The sequence below is a fragment of the Ruegeria sp. Alg231-54 genome (assembly GCF_900143525.1).
Taxonomy (GTDB): Bacteria; Pseudomonadota; Alphaproteobacteria; order Rhodobacterales; family Rhodobacteraceae; genus Ruegeria.
On sequence record NZ_FREZ01000011.1, the window covers coordinates 1 to 20490 of the forward strand.

Sequence of the window (20490 nt, forward strand, 5' to 3'; positions counted from 1 at the left end):
GGATGCGGTCGGTCAGATCGAGGCGGCAGAACCACCTGTAAGCCAGGTTGAGATGCACCTCCTCGCAAAGTCGCCGTTCCGACCTGATGCCGAAGCAATATCCCACCAGCAACATCCGGATCAGCAGTTCAGGATCGACTGACGGGCGACCCGTGTGGCTGTAGAAATCCGCAAGGTGCGCGCGGATGCTACTTAGGTCGACGAACAGATCAATCGACCGCTGCAGGTGATCCTGGGGAACATGCTCCTCCAGCGAGAACTCGTAGAACAAGGCCGCTTGCGCCTCTTGCCTTGGTCCCATCATCGCAAACCCTCCCGCTCGGTGACAGAATTGAATCAGTCGTTGGCGAACCAATCAAGGAAGAGTTTTTCAACGGTATCGGCCCAAAGCTGACGTTCGCCGCGCTCTGCCTGAATGACTGCATTGCGGGGCAAATTTGCCGTTGGCTCAATGGTTGCTGAGGACCGGTCCCAGCCCTAAGCGGACATTCACAACTGGACTTTGCAGGTTCCACGACGCGGGCTAAACCGAACTAGATCTGCAGAGGCAATTCTGTAAATTTGACCCAAAACACAGTGTTTCAACTAAATCCAAGTAACCACTGAATTATGAACGCGTTCGCAAGATCGACAAAGAAAGCTGACACCAAAGGCAGAACAATGAACGCTACTGGCGAAGGGCCATACCGTTGCGTGACTGCAGTCATATTAGCAATGGCGGTTGGCGTTGCACCCAAAGAGAAACCGGCGAACCCCTCTGATATGACGGCTGCGAAGTAGTTTTTTCCCATCAGGCGGAACACGATGAAAATTATAAACGCGACGGCCGCGACGGATTGCAAAAGCATGGTGATGATTAAAACTCCCGCGCTGCTGGCCGGGGTCCACAACTCAATGCTCATCAGCGACATTGCCAGAAACACCGACAGGCTGAATTCGGAAATCACGTTCATCGCAGGAGTGCCCGCGGGCCATTTGGACCACTCCATAAAGAACTTACACCGCTAACTTTGGATCATCGAATTACGTGAACCGAACACTTGGCGTGATGCACGACTCTGTTCGCAGTGGAACCTAGAAATATGTCCTCGAAACCAGGCTTGTGCGAAGCCAAGACGATGCAATCCGCATCGCTCTCATTTGCGAAGTCGACAATAGCCCTGCCCGCGTGCCCAGAGATGAGTCGAGCCTTCGCGCCTGGAACTTCAGAGGCAGTCTGATGTAGATCTTCCAAGATTTCATGCCGCGTATTAGCAAGTACTTCGCTGGGAATCTGAGACCCTACGTAAGCCGGAATCGGCTCTTGTACGTGTATCACGGTGAATACAGCGCCCGCATCAGCCAATTGGCGTGCGGCCTCGAAGGACGCTTGTGTATTGTGTTCTTGGTCCAGAGCAACCGGGATCAGGATATTCTTGTACATTTGACCTCCTATCTACTGCTCCGAAGATTTCAATTTGGTTTTTCGGCAGCAGGAAACCTACACAGGCTCAGACTTTGAAGATTTCCCCGCGCTCTTTGTGGCGGCTGCAACATCATCAACTGTTTTCTCAACAGCTTCAGCTTCGGTTTCAGCGACATAAGATGCACAACGGGCCACGGTTTCGAACCATTCCTGCGCGTCAGCAACCAACCTTTCAGCCGAATGGCGCTGCCATTCCGTCATGCTTTGAAGGGCTTTCGACGGATCCGAAGGGTTCGCAGAAGACACTTTACGTGCAGCTTGCAGAGCCGTCCGGACCGCCTCATGACGCCGTTCGAACCAATGTTGCGCAAAGGCCTCTGTTTCTTCGAGCAATTTTTCTTGTGCGTCCCAAAATTGTTCGATCTGGGCACCGAAGGCCGAATTGCCAGACATGGGCGGCTGAATTTGCTTGAAAGCATCTAAAAGTGAGGTCGGGCTATTTGTGTTGGATTTCTTTGTCGACATCGAAAACTCCTCCTCATTTCCTGAATGAGCTATTGTGCCACCTGCGGCGCGCTTTCGCCTTAATACAGATCAATACCCCTTATTTTAGGACCTTAGGCTTAGGTTGCGACAGGACACTCGAATTTTCTCCGACATCGGTTCCTAGCAGGCAGGGTTGGAGTTAGAGTAGTCTAGACAAGAACTTAACGCTTGGTTTTCTATGCACATTGCCGGCTTACTGATTACCCTTGGTGTTCTCTTCCTTGCGGGATTGGCGGCCGACCAACTTGGCCGGGCCACACATCTTCCTCGTGTTACAACCTTGCTTTTCCTCGGCCTAATTGCCGGGAACGCAGGATTGGGGGTGATCCCGGTCGACGTTGCCAAGTGGTTCGATGAGATCTCCATTGTTGCCTTGACGATGGTCGCGTTTCTTCTTGGAGGATCTTTGACCCGCGAGAACTTGGTTCAGCATGGCAGAGCTATTCTGACGATTTCGATTTCAATCGTGGTTGCGACCCTTGCTATTGTGTCGGTTGGACTGTCCGCAATTGGCGTACCCTTCGGGTTGGCGTTAGTGTTGGCGGCGGTTGCTACGGCTACAGCTCCGGCCGCCATGGCAGACGTGATCAAGCAATCTGGGGTGTCCAACAGCTTCACCGAGACATTAAAGGGCGTAGTCGCAATTGATGACGCCTGGGGGCTGATCGTTTTCAGCATCGCCTTGGTTCTGGCTGGTCATTCTAACGGTTGGGCCGCTGTCACGACCACGGCGATATGGGATTTCGGGGGGGCTATTTTGTTGGGTGCCGCACTAGGCGTGCCATCCGCTTACCTAACCGGCCGCTTAAACCCAGGAGAGCCGATGCAAGCCGAAGCGGTGGGAATCGTCTTTCTGACAGCAGGCCTTTCGTTGTGGCTAGAAGTTTCGTTCCTTGTCGCAGGCATGGTTGCGGGCGCAGTGATCGGGAATCTTGCCCGCCATCACGACCGTGCTTTTCATGAGATCGAGCACATTCAGTGGCCATTCATGATTCTGTTCTTCCTGTTGGCTGGCGCCACATTGGATATCGAAGCCTTCGGCTTGATGGGCTGGGCTGGTGCTCTTTTCCTGATCTTGCGCGCCGTTGCCCGCCTTGTCGGGGGGTATTGCGGAGCGAGACTGGGCGGCCTGCCTCGCCGTCAGACCCACTGGTACGGTCCCGCTTTGTTGCCACAAGCTGGTGTCGCGGTAGGAATGGCACTCGTTGCCGGAGAGCAATTTCCGAATTGGGCCGCGTCCATCATGGCCTTTACTCTAGCCAGCACTGTGGCCTTCGAGGTGTTGGGGCCGCCACTTACTCTCATGTCAATCAGACGCACGGCTGATACGGATTAGTAAATCGGCCAGTGACTAGTCAGTCTGGATCGTTTCCAAAAAGGCGAGCAAATTCGCCAACGGCAGGCCTACCATTATTCGTTGCCCATTGGGCAAAGCCACCGCGATTTGTTGGTCTGTCTCAAACACCGCGCCAAAGATTGGCATTTCGCCACCATGGGCGAGCAATTGTGAACGACCATCAATCTGTTCAGCTATGCGATCTATTGGATACACACCGTCGTTTTGGCCCGCCAACTTGGTGATGTCGGGTGTTCGAATAGCCAGCATTTCCGCCATTGGCCCGTCTCCGGTCGCTTCGAAACCGTGACATTGCCAGCAATACGTCCGGTACAAATCACTTCCCTCACTGACGCTGACCTCCTGCGCTAGTGCAGGCCCCGTGACTAACAGTGCCAGTAAAATCCCTCGATAAACCTGCATATTCTCCTCCAAATCTCTGCCACAAGTGAAGATCCCATTAAACAGTATAGCTAAGGAATGTCTTTGACCTTGCTCATGTTGTCCGCACCAGTACGAGCATTGGCGTTTCAGTCGAATAACGTTTGAGCACGCACCAAATCCAATCCAGGCCGGCCTCCAACTAAGCCACTTCGTCATTGACCTCGCCACCCTTGCGCCCAGACGGCACTCCTTCCAATGCGTTCAAATGCCAACGAATTCGCCAGAGGTGATAAGACACTCGATGCAACCATCTGAGGGCATCCAAGCGAGCCCAGACCACGTCGTCCGGCAGACTGTCAGTCGCAGCGTCGGAGATGAGCAAGTCTCTGCGAAGTTTGCTCTGTCGCCGCAGAAATCGGCGAACTCTGTTCAGCAAAATTTCACACTTCAGTGGATCGTCGATTTCCAAATAACCATCAGTTGCTGCAATCATCACAGAAGCAAGCCGGTTCAAACGCCGGTCTTTTGGTAACTCGCTTATCCGATCACCTTGGCTACACCGGTAAAGCAGTCGGTCAAGATGATCGAGGACATGGTACATACCCTTGATGCTGGATATTTCTACGTCGGACCTGCTGGGCAGTTCTATCTTGTCTAGGTACGAGCGCGCTTCGGACACGGCAGTTTCAATGTTGTCCCACCCATAGTCGGTTCCGCTTGGCTGAGATGCCCCCATACATGACCGGAGATGCGCCACTTCAGCCCTAACAATTTAATCTACTGCGGCTTTTGCCGCATCCACGGCGATTTCCGGCATCCAAAGGACTAGAGGATCCAAAGATCTCGTTAACTCAGCACCTCTGTCGGGTACGAGCGCCTCGAAAAATCTGGCGAAGGGTTTGGCGAACGGCAAGATCAGCGCCACGCCTATGGCGTTGAAGAAACTATGGAATGCGACAAGCGCAGTCAGAGAGTTTCCGGCCCCCGCCCCGCTGACAAAGACCGCAGTATACGGCCCCAGCAGGAAAAATGCCATTGCCCCTGTGATCACGTTGTAGATCACATGAGCAAAACCTGTGCGACGCGCCATCGTGCCCTCGCCAAAGGTGGCCAGAGCAGCGGTGAAAGTTGTCCCCACGTCCATTCCAATGACGAGAGCCGCCGCTTGAGGGAAGTTCACAGCACCAGCGCTCAACGCAGCCAATGCCGTTGCGACGCCGGCACTCGAAGACTGCGTCACCATCGTGATAAGGACGCCGATCAATACAAGCTTCAACCTGCCCAGCAGTGTGTCTGGTGGAAAATCGGCAGGTGTAACTACGCCCTGAAATGCGTCCAGCCCGGACTTAAGCTGCTCGATCCCAATGAAAATCAAGCTGAACCCGGCCAACGCCAACCCAAGGCCGGAAACCGCTTTTCTTCCCGAAAGCGTCAGCAAAGCCCCGACGAAAACAACGGGCAACATCACTTGCCCCAGGTCTAGCTTGAATCCCAAGAGCGCCACGAGCCAACCTGTCATGGTCGTTCCGATATTGGCCCCAAAGATGATCCCAAGCGCTTGGGGAAACGTGAGCAGACCAGACGCGACAAATCCGACGGCCGCGACGGTGGTCGCACTGGAGACTGGATTGCAACTGTCGTGACCGCGCCTGTTATCGCCCCGGTAAACGGTGTCGACGTGAACCGGCCCAAAATATCTCGCAGTCGCGCCCCTGCCAAAGCCTTCAATCCGTCCGTCATCAACAGCATTCCGACAAGGAACAGGCCGATGCCGCCCAAGGCTGGTAACAGGTTCCAGAGCATCACGAATAGCTTTCCATCCTAAATCCAACCCCGCCTAACATGTTTGCTTTGCCTTTAAGTCCGACAACAAACGACAGCTGGTTTGCGTTCAGCCTCGCAGACCCGACGCCGCGAATTGATTGACATAGATCAAAGCACCAACATGAATAACATAGTGAAATACGAATGTTTCAACGTGCTCTACGTTCACCGTCCTGTCCCCAAGCAAACACAAAGGTGAACGGAATTTTGGAGGAGTGGAAGCTCCACCCAAGGGGGCTCGGCAGGAGTGGTGGCGAGCCCCCAGTTAGTTTATTTGCGCCCAATGCGCCCAGACGTTGAGACACAAGGCACTCGGTGCAGCTTTGATCATCGGATTAAGCCGCTGTGCCAATTGGGAAAAAACGAGAAGGACGCCACTGACGACGTTCTGAATGGGCAGTTTGCGGAAATCGCTTATGAACTCTGTTGATCCAAACGAACAAAAACTCAGACGGGCCCTTACTACCCCGTTGCTCACGCTTTATGGCCTTGGGGTAACGGTCGGAGCGGGCATTTACGTTTTAGTCGGCGCAACAGCAGACATTGCCGGACCGTTTGCGGCGTTGTCGTTCGTTGTAGCCGCGCTCGTCGTATCACTCACCGCGCTTTCGTATGCAGAACTCGCAACTCGATTTCCTGTCAGCGCAGGTGAAGCAGCCTATGTTGAGGCGGGATTTCGGAAAAACTGGATGGCGGTTTTCGTTGGGCTTGCGGTGGCAGCCTCGGGCGTTATCTCCGCTTCTGCCGTTGCAATTGGCGCAGCATCATACCTTCACGCTTTGACCGGTTTTGCGATCCCTATTTTGACTATCAGTGTTGTTTTGATCATGGGTTTAATCGCGCTTTGGGGGATCACTGAGTCTGTCTTTATTGCGGCTGTCATCACGATCATTGAGATCGCAGGTCTTCTCTTTGTGATTGGCTGGGGCATGTCGATCCAGGATCCGCAGGGATACGGGATCAGTTCGATGCTTCCGCCGCTGGAACTCGACGCGTGGAGAGGCATTTTCGCAGCATCACTTCTCGCTTTCTTTGCATTTGTTGGCTTCGAGGACATGGCTAATGTCGCGGAAGAGGTTAAAGACCCCGTGCGCACCATCCCAAAAGCGATTTTGCTAACGCTCGTTCTGGCGACCGTGTTGTATCTAGGAACCTCAATGACGGTTCTACTTGTTGTGCCGATCGATGTTCTTTCGACTTCCGCAGCACCCCTCGCGCTCGTGTTTTCAAACGCGCCCGAGGTCATCAAACAGGGCTTTTCCGCAGTCGCGATTGTGGCGACAGTCAATGGAGTACTGATTCAGATGATTATGGCCTCGCGGGTGATCTACGGACTAGCTGACCGTGACCATTTGCCGAAGGTTCTGGCGATAGTCCCTAAATCAACGCAGACACCAGTAGTTGCTACTTTGCTGGTCGTCGCAATCATCGTTCTGCTGACCCAAACTATACCGATTGGTACCCTGGCAGAGCGCACGTCTCAGATCGTTCTGGGCGTCTTTGTGCTCGTCAACATTTCGCTGATCCAGCTGAAGATGCAGCCGGACGAGGCCGCCAAGCATTTCCGAGTTCCTATTGTGGTACCGATCCTTGGGGTGATCACCAGTGCATTGCTTTTCGGATCTGGATTTCTCTAACTAGACAAAACGACCCAAAGGCCTCAACGAACTGCCACGGCATATGACGACTGACCAAACTTCCATAGGATCAAAACTTTCAGCCTGGTGGCATAGAACGTTTGTGGATCTGGTTCAGCAGCTGCAATGGTCCTATCTGCCGCCATTGATGGTCTATTTTGCGGCCGGCGTGTCCGGCCTGACCTCGGTCGTCGGTGCTTTTTTCCTAAAAGACTACCTCGATTTATCCGCCTCTTTCGTTGCAGGGCTAGCATTTTGGGCTGGTATCCCGTGGATACTCAAAATGCCGCTTGGTCATGTCGTGGACCTGTTTTGGCGCTGGAAGTCCCTGCTGATATTGTTCGGCGCGTCCTTGATCACGTTGTCTTTGCTCGCCATGTACGGGCTCGTGACCGCACCTGCGCTGATGTCCAGTTTCATGCCGCTGGAAGACTGGTATGTTGTTGCCTTGCTCTTGGCGCCTTCGGGCTATGCAATTCAGGACGTTGTTGCCGACGCCATGACGGTTGAGGCGGTGCCAAAGGTTGACCAGAGCGGCGCACCATTTTTGCCGGAAGAAACTCGTGCACAGCACACAACGATGCAGACCTTGGGCAGAGTTTCGATCATTTCCGGGTTTGCGGCGGTTGCGGCTGTAAACATCTGGATATTCTCTGGAACCGAAGAACTGCAAGAATCCGAACGCCTTGCGCTTTATGGCCAAGTATATCTGATAGCTCTGACCATCCCGGTGTTGTCCGTTAGTGGAGTCGTTCTTCACAGCTTTATCCAGCGTCAGCTTATTAAGTGCGGCCACCCGCCACATACGCCGGATGAAGCCACCGAAGTCAAATGGTCCATATTGCTCGGCGGCCTTGCATTTGTTGTGCTCAGCATCGTGCTGGGAACCGCAGATTTCGAATTCGCGCAAGAGACCGTTTTTGCGGTTTCCCTGACGGTGATCCTTTACCTCATGTCGCGTCTGCTGAAGGAGTTGGAACCAGCCCAAGCCAAAGCCTTGATCGGGACAGCGACAGTCATTTTTGTATTTCGTGCCGTTCCTCTGCCGGGACCAGGCCTGACTTGGTTTGAAATCGATGAACTGGGGTTCGATGAGCAATTCCTGGCAATTCTGGCTTTGTTAACTTCGATGCTGGCCCTGCTCGGGTTAATCGTCCTTCGACCATTTATGGCCACCCGCTCGATTGCGCATGTGGTGGTGTTGCTAACGATTGCGGCGGGCGTTCTCGCCCTGCCTAACCTTGCCCTCTACTACGGTGTGCACGAATGGACGGCGGCGCATACCGGCGGAGTTGTCGACGCAAGGTTCATTGCCATTCTTGATACAGCTGTTGAATCGCCGCTTGGACAGATCGCCATGGTCCCGATGTTGGCTTGGATCGCACGCAATGCCCCTGTTCAGTTGAAAGCGACCTTCTTCGCGGTGATGGCATCGTTCACAAACATGGCTTTGTCGGCCAGCAGCCTTAGCACCAAATACCTCAACCAAACATACGTCGTCACTCGCGCCGTCACAAATCCAGAGACCGGTGAAGTCACGTCTACCGCAGACTACAGCCAACTTGGGTACTTGCTGATCTCCGTGGCCGTGATCTCGATGATTGTTCCACTGGCCACAGTGTTCTTTGTTCAAAACTCGCGCTTCCGAACGAGCGAATGATCACTGGCTTTCGACCTCTCCTAGCAGAGCTCTGAGATGTGAGACCGGGACGCCGATGTTTGAACCGCCAAACTCGGGCAGGATCGCAGCATTTACGGCAACGACCTCGCCTCGCCGATTCAATGCTGGCCCTCCACTCCCACCGGTCGTGGTCTCGGCGTCATAAACTATAGCGCTCCCGCTTGTCCGCGCAACTATCCCCCGGCTTGCTAGCGGGTGTATCTTGCTTTGTGCTGAAAGTCGGGACGCTATCGACCAAAAATTCAACGTCCCTTCTGCTTCCAGTTCCTCTAAAAAGCCCGGACCAGCCTGCGCGATCAATGCTTTCAAACCCGTTGGATACCCCAACAGATAAAGCTCTTCACCTACGCGCGACGTGGCATCCGCCAACGGAATGCCGAGGTCGTGAACGCGGCTAGGCTCTACTGCCAAAATCGCCAAGTCTGCCGCTTCGCTGAACCGGACCAAACGCGCCTCTATTGGTTCCGTCTGATCAGGCAAATAGGCCAGCAGCCTCAACATTTCAGGCTTGAGACCAGCGTCGTTCAGCGCTTTTTCTCGACTCCCCGAGGTCCAGGGCAAAGCGACATGGCGGTTGGTGGCCATCAACGGTACCCCAGCAATCAAAAACCCGGTTCCGGTGAACTGAAATTCTGCGGGTTCGCCGGTCCCGTCCGGTTCGATCCAAGGCTGGCCAAACGGGGTACTCTGGTTTTCTCCGTTCGGTCCCAAAACGTGCCGCAAAATCTTCCCACTTTCCACGTGGCGCAATCCATAAGCCCCCTGAAGGAAAGCTACAGATTGAGTGGAGGCAGCTATCACCCGTGTGGGTGCCCCCGCCCGTTGCTCCAAGGTTCCAAGACGCTGCTCGGTCGACAAAACCTGGTTCTCAAAAGCGTCACGCAACGAAGCCAAATCATCAGGCGCAAGTGCATCTTCTCGCGTCTGAGCGAGCATAACCGCGACCGCTTCAATCTTGCGGGATTCCTGTTCGATACTATCCGCCAATCGCCGGTCGTTTTGGTAAAGTAGGTAACCAAACCCCGCGATCACAAGAAGCGTTGCAAGTACTGTGATCCTGAACAATATCGTGGTCTGAGACGCAAGCCGCCGCCCACTATCGCGCAGGGCACCAGACATCTTTTTGGCGAAGGGTCGACGGCTCGTTCGGGTGTAAGCATATGCGTCACTGAGGATATCTTCGACTGTGTGGTGTGCGGGAAATGAGTGATCGCACAACCTGTATCGAGACATCGGGCCCTTTTCGCCAAACTCGACCATGTCGCCATGCCTCAGAGACACCGATGAAGCATTTTGCCCGTTTACCCATACATTGCGCCCTGCTGACGCGGTTATCGTGTAACCTTCGTCAGCCCACTGTAGTGTGGCAATATCGTTCACATGGGGAGGCAGGTCATCCCTAGGTCGAAGGCTTAGCACCCTTCCATCGTCAACTGAAACAGTTAGGGTTTTATCGACAAGCCAGTTCACGTTTCCGCGCGATGGACCTGTCAGGCTCTCCAGAAAGGCCCGTACCTCACCTTCACCACCATTCCCTGAGGGTGTCATGCCGCTCTCTTCTGGTTTTCGCATTGTGCTCCCTTATCCAAACGCGTGAGGGCATTCTACCACGCTGCACCACCAAACCCATGGCCTGGCGTGAGCGTTAAAAAACGTATATATACAATAGCTTAAGAATTGCTCCCGGATGTAACTAAAGAAAACTATCAGTCCGCAACTCGAAGAAGGCCGATCCATGATCGACCCTCTGCTTTGGCATTTTCAAGCACCGTACCGCGCCAACAGACCGTCTATTTCGACGATACCTTTATCTTTCGGCTTGGATCGTGTCGCTCAGTCTTCGGCATTTCGATATGCAGAACGCCTTTGTCGAATGTTGCTGAAATCTTATCGATTTCCACAGTGTCTGGCAGCGGCATGGCTCTGGAAAAGCTCCCATAGCTTCTTTCGCTGACACACAGATCACCCGTATCATCATGCGCAATATTCTTCTGACCGCGCAGGATTAGCCTGCGATCCTTGATTTCAATTTCCACATCATCCTCTACGAGCCCAGGCAATTCAGCCGTCAGGGCAATCGCAGAATCCGTTTCTTGGACATCGATTGCCGGTGAAATCGCACCCGTCATGTCAAGAGACGGAAAACCCGTACGTTTCGCAGCAGTTTCCATTGGCAGGAAGGGTGATCCTCCCCCAAAAAAACGCGACATCAAGGTTTCCATTTCACGCCGAAAGTTTTCGGAGAGCGGATGCGTTCCAGTGAAAAGTTGCGGGGACTTCTTGTCTTCTAGCATTTTTTAGCCTCCTCCTTTGGTCTGGTTTCGCGCGCGCATTATTATGACAAACAGCGTGGTTATGGACTTTGATCTTGCGCAAACATGCAACCTCATCCTTCGCCAGATCACACGCACCGGCTGAACGAACAGAAAAACGGGAACCGTTGTCCAACAAACTTGCCACGTCGTGCTGGAGTTACCACCAACCTTAGTAGTCTTGATCGGAACCCCAGGTCAGCTTAGCGTTTATTCTAAATGAGCCCGAATTGCCTACCTTTAGCACAGTGGAGCAAAACCGTATGAAATGGCCTTATCTGGCGTTGATTTACGTTTTGCTGATCTTGGCTCCCTTGGGTTTTTCTTGGTCTTTGGGATGGCCACCGCGATCATTTCATCAAGAGCTCGCGTCTGGGCTTGGGATGCTTGCGTTTTCAATAATCTTAGTCGAGTTCCTGCTGTCTGGGCGGTTCAGGTTCATCTCTTCCGGCTTAGGTATGGATGTGACCATGCGGGTGCATCAGTTGATGGCGCGTACAGCACTCGGCTTAACGCTGATACACCCGCTTCTGTATCAGGGTACGCCTTCTGGCGGACGCCGCCCGTGGGATGAAACAAACCAACTTACGATTTCGACAGACTTTTCTGCGCTGTTATCGGGCATCGGCGCATATTTTTTACTGTTCATTCTGGTCGTCTCGGCAATTGCCCGTAAATCCCTTGATTACAAATACGAGAAATGGCGCCTCTTGCACGGGCTGGGAGCCTTGGTGATTGCCTGCCTCCTGTTGCACCACACTGTCTATGCTGGGCGCTACGGTGGGCATCCGCTACTGACGTATTTCTGGGTTACCCTGACCAGTATTGCAGTTGGAACTTTGCTGTATGTCTATCTCGTTCGCCCTTTGCGTCAGAGGAAAAAGCCGTGGCGCGTTGCTTCTGTGTCTCGACTAACACCGAAGCAATGGGAGTTGCGCCTCAAGCCCCATGGTCACAACGGACTAACCTTCGAAGCAGGGCAGTTTGCCTGGCTAAACGTCGGCCACAGTTCTTTCTCGCTGCACGAGAACCCATTCTCGATTAGTTCAGCACCAGCCGAAGGCCCCGAAGTTTCATTCGTGATCAAAGAGCTTGGGGATTTCACATGCGGTCTCGGACAGATCGCTCCGCAAACCCCGGTCTCTCTGGATGCACCTTACGGGAATCTGTCGATTAGCCACCGCCCTGAGAAAGGCCTTGTTCTGATCGCAGGTGGTGTCGGGATCGCGCCCATGTTGAGCATTATGCGTCAGGTTCGGTTGAGTGGAACACAGCGCGATCTCAAGCTTATCTATGGCAACCGGGTGGAGGAGCAGATTGTTTATCCCCGGGAGTTGTCCGAAGAAGAAACGGTATTTGTTCTATCCGAACCGCCAAAGGATTGGCGCGGCGAAACAGGTTTGGTCGACGGTCCCCTGTTGGACCGCAATTTATCTTCTAAGCAATTTGAGAGCTGGCTTTTTGTTCTCTGCGGCCCCCCTGCCATGATGGACGCCGTCGAAGATCATCTGATCACTCGGGGCACCGCGTCACACCGGATTTTGTCTGAAAGGTTTGACTATGATTAGACTGCTCAGAAACCTGCCCGCACGCCAACGAGTAAAGATCACGGTGTGGTGCATCAGTTTTATAATCCTCGTCGCTGTCTTGGCCTTTTCTTTAAGGTAGCAAAACAAGCCATTGGGCCATGGCCAGTTTCAAAAATTGTCAGCTAAAAAAGGCCGATTTGCTTCGAGATGTAGGTCGTCGCGAACTTCCTTAAAAACATGCTCTGCGTGGACAACAAAAGCGTACCACAACTCTCCCGATACGCTCCCAAGTAACGCCCTTGATGGAGATCAAGGGCAGCGCAGGCCACTTATTCATAATCAGCAATCTATTCAGACCGATTTATGGGAGGATCGGAATGACCGTACTCATCGCCTTCGCTACAATCGAAGGCCAGACAGAAAAGATTGCGCGCTTCATCAGCAGGGTCGCGAAGAATGCCGGTTTCAACGCAAAGCTGATCAATACCGATGAAATGTCCAGCCACGTATCGCTTGACGATGTGGTCAAGGTTGTTCTTCTGGCCCCTGTCCACGAGCGTAGACACCCCAAGTCATTCGAGGCTTTTGTCGCTTCAAATAGAGATGCCCTAATGAAACGAAAGTCTCTCGTGCTTTCCGTCGGTCTAAAAGCTGCTTTCGCGTCAGGTCGAGAAGAAGCGCGCGACTATCTCAACGAAATGCTAATGCGAACAGGTTTTGAACCAGATGCAACGGCGTTGGTCTCAGGCGCAGTGAAGCCGGAAAACTACGGGTACTTTGAGAGGGAGATCCTTAAGCACGTTGTCTTGCTCGGTCAAAAAATCGATCCACGAGATGGGGCGCAGGAGTTCACTAACTGGGATGAACTGATGTCAATTGTGATAGATTTTCTTGGCGGAACCGGTCGGGCAAATCAGCTTTAACCTCAAGCGAGAAAATAAAAAAGGCTGTTCCCGTATCACCCGATGAACGTGTAAAGCTACCAATCCCAGCAAATCACAGTCGCCAATTCTCTTCATCAGTGTCCAAATAGCACTGGCAACCTTGTCTGCTTCAACATTGCTTGCGTCGTTCCCCCAAATACCGACTGACGCAAATGGGAATGCCCGTAAGCGCCCATAACAACGAGGTCGGCCCCCAGTTCTCGTGCGCGTTCCTGAATGCAGTGTTCAATTGAATTCCCGCCGCACGGGAACTGCGACACGGTCACGGTGCAACCGTGATGGCTGAGCCATCCAGCTAGGTCAGATCCGGGCACTTGACCTTCTACGTCATCAGGCGACGGCAAATCAAAACACCCAATCACAACTTCGTTGGCAGCCAGAAGAATGGGTAAAGCTAAATGCGCAGCCCTAGACGCAGGCAGGCTATCATTCCATGCTAAAAAAATGCAGTCACGTTGGGCAAACGGATCTCCATTTATCATCAGGGCGACCGGCGAATGGAACAATACTCCGTACGCGATCTTATGAAACAAATCGGGGTCTTTTCGCAACTCAGCGTCTAGAAAGACGATATCAGAGCTATTGGCTTGGCCAGCCACAAGCTGCTGTAACTCTGTTCCAGATCCCATACAGGCAATTACATCTGCAGATACGCCCTGCCCCTCCAGAAGCGCTTCAACTTCGGAGGCGCGGGACTTCAAGGCGGCATTCTTTCCGTTAAGAACATCCAACCAGTTTGAAGGAAGACCCGCCTTAACGAACCTGTTTGATCCATACTTTAGGTAAGGCAGGTTGGGTAAATCCGCGATCAATACGCAAATCAAGTGACTGTTCTGGTTACGGGAAATTTCAGCGCATTCCAGAATCGACGCGTCGTCAGTATCAATTCCTACGTAATACGCCACTGTTCTATGTTGCATTCCCGACCTCCGTCCGGAATTTCAATTCGCCCAAGAGCCGTGCGCACTGATTGAACCAGCAAATAGACGATATTGTTTGTCGCTCGTCTTACTTCGGCAGCATGAAGAACTCTTCCAAAACGATCTTGCCTTCCGCCACCGAATACACTGCGATCTCGCGCAGGGTTATACGCTCACCCGTAGCCTTCTGAATCACTTCAGCCCTGAAGCACACTCCAAAGCGGTTGGGTGGGTGGACGTAGGGGCCATCCACGTCGAGTTCCTGGATTTCGTGCGATGCCAACCAATCCTCTCTTTTTCCCTTGATGGCTTCTCGCCCCTTCGAAACGCGGAATTGTCTAACCGGAGGCACGACTGCCTCTATCGACTGTGCGTTTTCGGCATACATTTCATCAACACTTCCAAGGCCCCTGCGCTCACGCATGGCCTGGACGAAGGATCTACCGATTTCAATTAACTCTTCCATGAATCCCCCCTGAGCTACCATTGAGTGTACCACTTCTTGCCCGCTCAAATCTTGACAAGGATCAATGAGCATATTGATGGATACTGTGCGGCCGGTTCGAACCAGCCTCAATTAAGCCAGTATAGCTGCCCTTTAGTTTTCCAGAACCTCTCCCTCGTGATCGACTGCGCGCCAGAGATAGTGGCGCTCGCCGTTAATCTTTACGAAAATCTCATCGAGATGCCAACGCCAGTGGCTCGACCGCATCCCCTCGACGCGACGTTTTCGGGTCTCGGCCGCAAACATTGGCCCGAACCGATGCCACCAGTAGCGGACAGTTTCGTGGCAGATATCGATGCCCTGCTCATGAAGCAGATCCTCGACGTTCCGGAGCGAATGCAGGAAGCGAACATACATCATCACCGCAAGGCGGGTTCTCTCTTCGCTCGTTTTTGAAATATCTGAACGGGCTGCGTTTCGTCATCCGCGGACGCTACTCAGCCCCCTGCCCCGTCGCAAGACAAGTTCGTCTGACGGTGCTGTCAGACGAATTCGAACCGGTCTCAACGAGGCCAGTAAAGCTTCCCTTTATGCCGCACCAAGTTCGCGCCACTCGGCAAGAGCAGCGCTGCGCGTCAGCTTGAAGGTATCTCTGCTGGCTAGCGATCTTTCCTGGTTGAAGTGGTTGTAGATAGAGGAGTGGACGGAGGCGAATTTCTGCAAACTTCGCATACGCCTGAAACGTTGCATGGCGCGTTCTCTTCGTCGTAATGGCAGGTGGGAATTCTCAACGCGGTTGTTGAGCCAGCGACCGGTTTCCTACTTTGGCGCGTTGCCGATGACCTTCATCACAGCGCCATAAGATCGCAACTTGTCCGTCACGATCACTTCAGGTTGGCCATAGCGCTTCATTGATTTTCTGAGGAATTTCAATGCCGTTTTGCAGTCACGGCGCTTAGTGACGTAGCTTTCCATCACTTCACCCTCGTGATCAACGGCCCGCCAAAGGTAGTGTGTCTCGCCATTAATCTTCACAAAGACCTCATCCAGATGCCACTGCCAATCTGAATATGCACGCATTCGACTTGCACGATTTCTACGGATCTCGGCGGCAAACATCGGGCCAAACCGGTTCCACCTTAACCGAACGGTTTCATGGCTAATCTCAATGCCACGCTCATGCAGCAGATCTTCGACGTTACGAAGTGACAGTGGAAACCGAACGTACATCATCACCGTCAGGCGGATGATCTCAGGGCTGGTTTTGAAGTAGCGGAAGCGCGAGCGTCTTGTCATCCCGCGAAGCTGCGACCCTCCCTCGGCTCAAGCGAGTTTCTTCTGACAGTGCCCCTTTGGTTTTTTTGCGTATTCCCGAAACATAATTGACAATTTTGGACGCTGTTTTACAAAATCGGCCATGACGCAGCCAATAGATCGCAAGCTAGACATAGTTGTTTTGGTGAGTTCGCATTTTAATGTTTCGGCGACAACATCTTTCGTGGATCCATTCAGAGTAGCAAATTACCTGACAGGTTCGGCTCGATTTTCTTGGACCTATATCTCAGACCCCGGTGGTCCCATTGAATCCAGCAGCGGCTTGGTCGTTGACACCGCCCCATTGGCGGAGGTGGTGAGGCGCAAGCCTTGGATGGTTCTGGTGAGTACAAGTTGGACACCTGAGCGTCACGGGACACCTCAGTTCAAGGTAGCCCTACAGAAATGGGAATCGGATGGAGCAATCGTTGGAGGTTTGGATACTGGCGCGATTGTTCTTGCGACGGCTGGACTACTCAAAGGAAAGACCGCAACGGTTCACTATGAACACATCGACGCCTTTGCCGAAACGGCCCATGACACCACCGTGTCAGAGAACATGATTATTATGGATGGAAAGATTTTCACTTGTTGCGGGGGTTCTGCAGCAACCGATCTGGGACTGCGGTTTGTACATTCTGTCGCTGGTGAAAGTATCGCCAATGCATCTGCTCGATACCTTTTTCATCACAACGTGCGCGGTGAAGGCCAATCACAGAACCCCAAAGACATGGAGCCGCTGGGGTACGTCACCTCTGGGGTGGTAAGGGACGCGATCGACTTGATGGAGGCGCATTTGGAAGCCACTTTGTCGATCCCTGAAATATCAGCGAGGTTGAAGATTTCGCAACGACAACTTAGCCGATTGTTTCAGCAATATGTCCATAAGTCGCCGGTCGAGTATTACCGCGACATTCGCCTTGATCGCGCGCGCGGATTAGTGACGCAAACTGAGCTTAAGTTCAGCGAGGTTGCGGAAGCATCAGGGTTTAATGGACAGGTTCATTTCAGCCGGGCATACCGCAAACGATTTGGATTGACACCCAGTGCGGATCGCATAGAAGGCCGCACCCCGTTCGAGTTTCGCGCTTGGCCAATGTTCAATCCCGACATCAAGTCCGAAGGTGTTGGGTAGCTTTTTGCATCGCTGTAAGCATCTTGTCGCGTTGCGCTGATAACTCTTCGGTACTTTGCCCCTGTGTCTGATCCTTAATGCCATCGACCAATTTATTTATAACATCCTCATCAAGTCGAGGGTCGCCCAGGTCGTCCCACCAACCATTGAATGTGTCTTTGAAATGGTCACAGAAGGCCTGCAGGCCACCATCGCCTGCACCCAAGTGAAAAAGGGTTGTCGGACCCATCGCGGCCCACCGCAGTCCCGGGCCAGCCCACATCGCTTTATCGATGTCTTCGATACTGGCGACACCTTCGACCGCCATATGAACGGCCTCGCGCCAAACTGCGGCTTGCAAACGGTTCGCGACATGTCCTGGCATGCCTTTCTTGATCCGGATCGTTATTTTACCAATGTCTTTGTAGAAAGCTTCTGAGCGGTCCAAAACATCTGAACCGGTGGATTCGTTGACGGTCAATTCGACCAATGGGATGAGATGCGGTGGGTTAAATGGATGACCTAGGATCAATTTGCTAGGATCGCGCCATCCCTCTTGCAAAGCTTCAAGCGTCAGGCCGGAAGTTGAGCTTGAAACTATTGCGTTAGGGTTCAACTCTGGCTCAATCCCGGCATAGGTCGAATGCTTGATTGGCAGTCTTTCTGGCACGTTCTCCTGAACAAATTGCGCGCCCTGGACAGCCGCCTCGGCGGTTGAAACGAAAGTGATAGCGTCGGGTGTGGCCCTATCTGTGAGGTTCAACTCGTCCAGTGCCGGCCAGGCTTTTTCGACATAAGAGCGAACGGATGCTTCGGTATTCGGATCGGGGTCAAAGACCGTCACGCTACGGCCCGAGGCGAGAAACAACGCGGCCCAGCTTGCCCCTATCACACCGGCTCCAAGAATGGCGGTTCTTTCAATTTCTGACATCATAACAGTCCCGGATTAAGGGGGGAGGCTGCCGTCAGGCCACCGTCCACCGTGAACAACTGGCCGGTTGCAAAAGACGAGTCGTCAGAGGCCAGCCACACAGCCATCGCTGCAATATCGGCAGGTTTGCCAAAGCGTTTGACCGCGTGGCGAGCCAGCGCGTCGGATTTGGCCTGTTCCGGGTCATGCGCGAGGTCGAACGCTGCGTCCAGCATGCCCGTCTCAATCCATCCCGGGCAGATCGCATTACAGCGAACCGCTGGTCCATGGTCCACTGCGATAGAGCGTGTGAGCCCATGCACAAACGCTTTTGACGCATTGTAGAGCGCCATCGATGGGTCCGCGGCATTGCCCGAGATCGAACCGATGTTGATGACCGAGCCACCTTGCGACATTTCTGGAATGAAGGCGCGACAACAGTTAAAAACGCCTCGCGCATTTACGCCCATCACCAAGTCCCAATCCGCGTCCGAGCTTTCGGTAACAGTTTTTTCGACCTGAACGCCGGCGTTGTTTACAAGGATATCTGTTCCACCGACTATACTGACGATCTCTGCAACCGCTTCGGCGTCAGACACATCCAGTGTGTACCAAATTACGTTTTCTGGAAGGTCATCGGGTTGAGGGCCGCGCCCGCAGGTAGTGACAGCGGACCCTTCAGCCATGAACGCCTCAATAATGCCCCGCCCAATGCCCTGCTTGCCGCCTGTAACAAAGGCGCGTTTTCCAGCCAACCGCATCAGTGTGCCACCATGACATGACGGATCGCAGTATAAGCGTCCAATGCATAGACCGACATATCACTGCCTGTGCCCGAGCCTTTCATCGCGGCCCATGGCATCTCGGGGGTCGCAACCCCATGCGTGTTTACCCAGGTGAATCCATAGCGCAACTTGGACGTCATTTGCATTGCTCTCCCAACATCTCGTGTCCAAACCGATGAGGCCAACCCGTAAGGTACGTTGTTGGCGATCTTCAACGCATCTTCTGCCTCGGAAAAACGAGAGACAGTTACAACAGGTCCAAATACCTCGTTGCAGGCAATCTCTGCAGTGTTGTCGACATTGGCAATGACTGTCGGCTGGTAGAAAAAGCCGTCTTCTTCGCCAGACGCCCCACCGGAAACGATTTCAGAGCTGTAGCGTGCGCGATCGACAAAATCAGCCACTCGATCCCGCTGTGCCGCAGAGACAAGCGGGCCCATTTCCGTTCCTTCAGCTTTCGGTGCACCAGTCTGGATCTGGCCAACTTGATCGGCAATCGCAGCCACAAGTTTGTCGTAAACACTGTCTGCAACCATCACGCGGCAAGGCTGTGCGCAGTCCTGACCGGCATTGAAGTAGCTGCCATATCGGATCGTCTCGGCCACAGCATCGAGATCAGCATCATCAAAGACAATGACCGGCGCCTTGCCGCCCAATTCCAGATGAACGTGTTTAATTTTCTGGGAAGCAGCCCGCATTGCAGCCATGCCTGTCGCCGGAGAGCCCGTAACACTGATCCCTTCCATCTGCGGGCTGTTCATCAGGGTATTTCCCACGCCGAGCCCGCGACCATGAATCACGTTTAGCACGCCTTTTGGCAGAACATCTTGTAACAACTCTGCAAGTCGCAGAGTAGACAGCGGCGTGATCTCGGAAGGTTTCAACACCACCGAACATCCAGCCGCAATTGGTGCAGCAATTTTCCAGGATGCCATCATCAGCGGGTAGTTCCAGGGGGCGATGGCCGCGACAGGGCCAATGGGGTCGCGCCGGATCATCGAGGTATGACCCGCGACATACTCTCCAGAGGCAGACCCCATCATGGTGCGCGCAGCCCCGGCGAAAAAGCGAAAGACATCGATCGTCAGCGGCATTTCGTCATCATGAGCCGATGGCCAGGGTTTTCCCACATCCAAGCTCTCAAGTTCTGCCAACTCCAGACTGTTCGCCTCGATAACTTCAGCTATGTGAAGCAATATCGCAGCGCGTTCCGCGGGGGTCGTACCCGAAAAGGTCTCAAATGCCTCTGCCGAACCGCGCACTGCCGCCTCGGTCTGTGCATCGCCGGCCTCTTTTACTGTGCAGATGATTTCGCCTGTTGCAGGGTTCAGGATTTCCAACGCCTCTTCGGTACCTTCGACCAATTCGCCATTGATCAACATTTTCGTCTGCATAAGCGTCTCC

General features: G+C 53.4%; 18 protein-coding genes and 3 pseudogenes. 6 read left to right on the forward strand and 15 right to left on the reverse strand.

Features of this window, described 5'->3' with window-relative positions:
- From DHN12_RS17735 to DHN12_RS17750, 4 genes are all read right to left on the reverse strand, one after another.
- On the reverse strand, positions 1 to 304 hold a 304-nt coding region (locus tag DHN12_RS17735; RefSeq protein ID WP_199913540.1), incomplete at its 3' end, for a transposase.
- A 277-nt stretch (positions 305 to 581) separates the two neighbouring features.
- Positions 582 to 953 carry a sodium/glutamate symporter gene (locus DHN12_RS17740; protein WP_306418412.1) on the reverse strand — a complete coding sequence of 124 codons (372 nt, stop codon included), beginning with the start codon at positions 951 to 953 and terminating at the stop codon, positions 582 to 584.
- A 62-nt stretch (positions 954 to 1015) separates the two neighbouring features.
- Positions 1016 to 1423, reverse strand: coding sequence for a universal stress protein (locus DHN12_RS17745; protein WP_108861394.1), 408 nt, complete (start codon positions 1421 to 1423; stop codon positions 1016 to 1018).
- A gap of 57 nt (positions 1424 to 1480) precedes the next feature.
- Positions 1481 to 1930, reverse strand: a complete 450-nt coding sequence (locus DHN12_RS17750) for a phasin family protein (RefSeq protein WP_108861395.1) — start codon at positions 1928 to 1930, stop codon at positions 1481 to 1483.
- 199 nt (positions 1931 to 2129) lie between these two features.
- Between DHN12_RS17750 and DHN12_RS17755 the strand changes: the two genes are divergently transcribed.
- Positions 2130 to 3287 (forward strand): cation:proton antiporter, encoded by a 1158-nt coding sequence (locus tag DHN12_RS17755; protein WP_108861396.1) that lies wholly within the window; start codon positions 2130 to 2132, stop codon positions 3285 to 3287.
- A gap of 15 nt (positions 3288 to 3302) precedes the next feature.
- Here the strand turns inward: DHN12_RS17755 and DHN12_RS17760 are convergent, their stop codons facing one another.
- Positions 3303 to 3887 (reverse strand): c-type cytochrome, encoded by a 585-nt coding sequence (locus tag DHN12_RS17760; RefSeq protein ID WP_234416682.1) that lies wholly within the window; start codon positions 3885 to 3887, stop codon positions 3303 to 3305.
- Positions 3888 to 4443: 556 nt separating this feature from the next.
- Positions 4444 to 5474, reverse strand: a pseudogene (locus tag DHN12_RS24870) (Na/Pi cotransporter family protein).
- Positions 5475 to 5911: 437 nt separating this feature from the next.
- Between DHN12_RS24870 and DHN12_RS17770 the strand changes: the two are divergent.
- On the forward strand, positions 5912 to 7132 hold the full coding sequence (locus DHN12_RS17770; RefSeq protein WP_058274668.1) for an APC family permease: 1221 nt from the start codon (positions 5912 to 5914) through the stop codon (positions 7130 to 7132).
- 43 nt (positions 7133 to 7175) lie between these two features.
- Entirely contained in the window at positions 7176 to 8792 is a 1617-nt protein-coding gene (locus tag DHN12_RS17775; protein WP_108861399.1) for a hypothetical protein, read from the forward strand.
- Here the strand turns inward: DHN12_RS17775 and DHN12_RS17780 are convergent, their stop codons facing one another.
- Together DHN12_RS17780 and DHN12_RS17785 are read right to left on the reverse strand one after the other, a co-directional pair.
- Positions 8793 to 10385, reverse strand: coding sequence for a trypsin-like peptidase domain-containing protein (locus DHN12_RS17780; protein WP_108861400.1), 1593 nt, complete (start codon positions 10383 to 10385; stop codon positions 8793 to 8795).
- A 218-nt stretch (positions 10386 to 10603) separates the two neighbouring features.
- Positions 10604 to 11107 carry an Hsp20/alpha crystallin family protein gene (locus tag DHN12_RS17785; protein ID WP_108861401.1) on the reverse strand — a complete coding sequence of 168 codons (504 nt, stop codon included), beginning with the start codon at positions 11105 to 11107 and terminating at the stop codon, positions 10604 to 10606.
- Between the two features lie 401 nt (positions 11108 to 11508).
- On the opposite strand from DHN12_RS17785, the gene DHN12_RS17790 reads away from it, so the two are divergent.
- Positions 11509 to 12693, forward strand: a complete 1185-nt coding sequence (locus DHN12_RS17790) for a ferredoxin reductase family protein (protein ID WP_159090055.1) — start codon at positions 11509 to 11511, stop codon at positions 12691 to 12693.
- 338 nt (positions 12694 to 13031) lie between these two features.
- A complete protein-coding gene (locus DHN12_RS17795; RefSeq protein ID WP_108861403.1) occupies positions 13032 to 13577 on the forward strand; it encodes a flavodoxin domain-containing protein in 546 nt (181 codons plus the stop codon).
- A 95-nt stretch (positions 13578 to 13672) separates the two neighbouring features.
- Here DHN12_RS17795 and DHN12_RS17800 read toward each other — a convergent pair whose 3' ends face one another.
- From DHN12_RS17800 to DHN12_RS17815, 4 genes and pseudogenes are all read right to left on the reverse strand, one after another.
- Positions 13673 to 14518 (reverse strand): universal stress protein, encoded by an 846-nt coding sequence (locus tag DHN12_RS17800; RefSeq protein ID WP_108861404.1) that lies wholly within the window; start codon positions 14516 to 14518, stop codon positions 13673 to 13675.
- A gap of 88 nt (positions 14519 to 14606) precedes the next feature.
- Complete coding sequence (locus tag DHN12_RS17805; protein ID WP_159090056.1) at positions 14607 to 14984, reverse strand: nuclear transport factor 2 family protein; 378 nt, start codon at positions 14982 to 14984, stop codon at positions 14607 to 14609.
- 135 nt (positions 14985 to 15119) lie between these two features.
- Positions 15120 to 15447, reverse strand: a pseudogene (locus tag DHN12_RS17810) (DDE-type integrase/transposase/recombinase); the annotation flags it as partial.
- 104 nt (positions 15448 to 15551) lie between these two features.
- A pseudogene (locus DHN12_RS17815) lies at positions 15552 to 16259 on the reverse strand (IS6 family transposase).
- 121 nt (positions 16260 to 16380) lie between these two features.
- Here DHN12_RS17815 and DHN12_RS17820 point away from each other — a divergent pair.
- On the forward strand, positions 16381 to 17412 hold the full coding sequence (locus tag DHN12_RS17820; RefSeq protein ID WP_108861406.1) for a GlxA family transcriptional regulator: 1032 nt from the start codon (positions 16381 to 16383) through the stop codon (positions 17410 to 17412).
- On the opposite strand, the gene DHN12_RS17825 is transcribed toward DHN12_RS17820, so the two are convergent.
- Genes DHN12_RS17825 through DHN12_RS17835 form a run of 3 tightly spaced genes read right to left on the reverse strand, consistent with a single transcriptional unit; the run spans position 17390 to position 20480 of the window.
- Positions 17390 to 18322 (reverse strand): 3-hydroxyacyl-CoA dehydrogenase NAD-binding domain-containing protein, encoded by a 933-nt coding sequence (locus DHN12_RS17825; protein WP_108861491.1) that lies wholly within the window; start codon positions 18320 to 18322, stop codon positions 17390 to 17392. The genes DHN12_RS17820 and DHN12_RS17825 overlap by 23 nt on opposite strands.
- Positions 18322 to 19062 carry an SDR family NAD(P)-dependent oxidoreductase gene (locus tag DHN12_RS17830; RefSeq protein WP_108861407.1) on the reverse strand — a complete coding sequence of 247 codons (741 nt, stop codon included), beginning with the start codon at positions 19060 to 19062 and terminating at the stop codon, positions 18322 to 18324. The genes DHN12_RS17825 and DHN12_RS17830 overlap by 1 nt, the downstream gene beginning before the upstream one ends.
- On the reverse strand, positions 19062 to 20480 hold the full coding sequence (locus tag DHN12_RS17835; protein ID WP_108861408.1) for an aminobutyraldehyde dehydrogenase: 1419 nt from the start codon (positions 20478 to 20480) through the stop codon (positions 19062 to 19064). The genes DHN12_RS17830 and DHN12_RS17835 overlap by 1 nt, the downstream gene beginning before the upstream one ends.
- Positions 20481 to 20490: the final 10 nt, after the last annotated feature.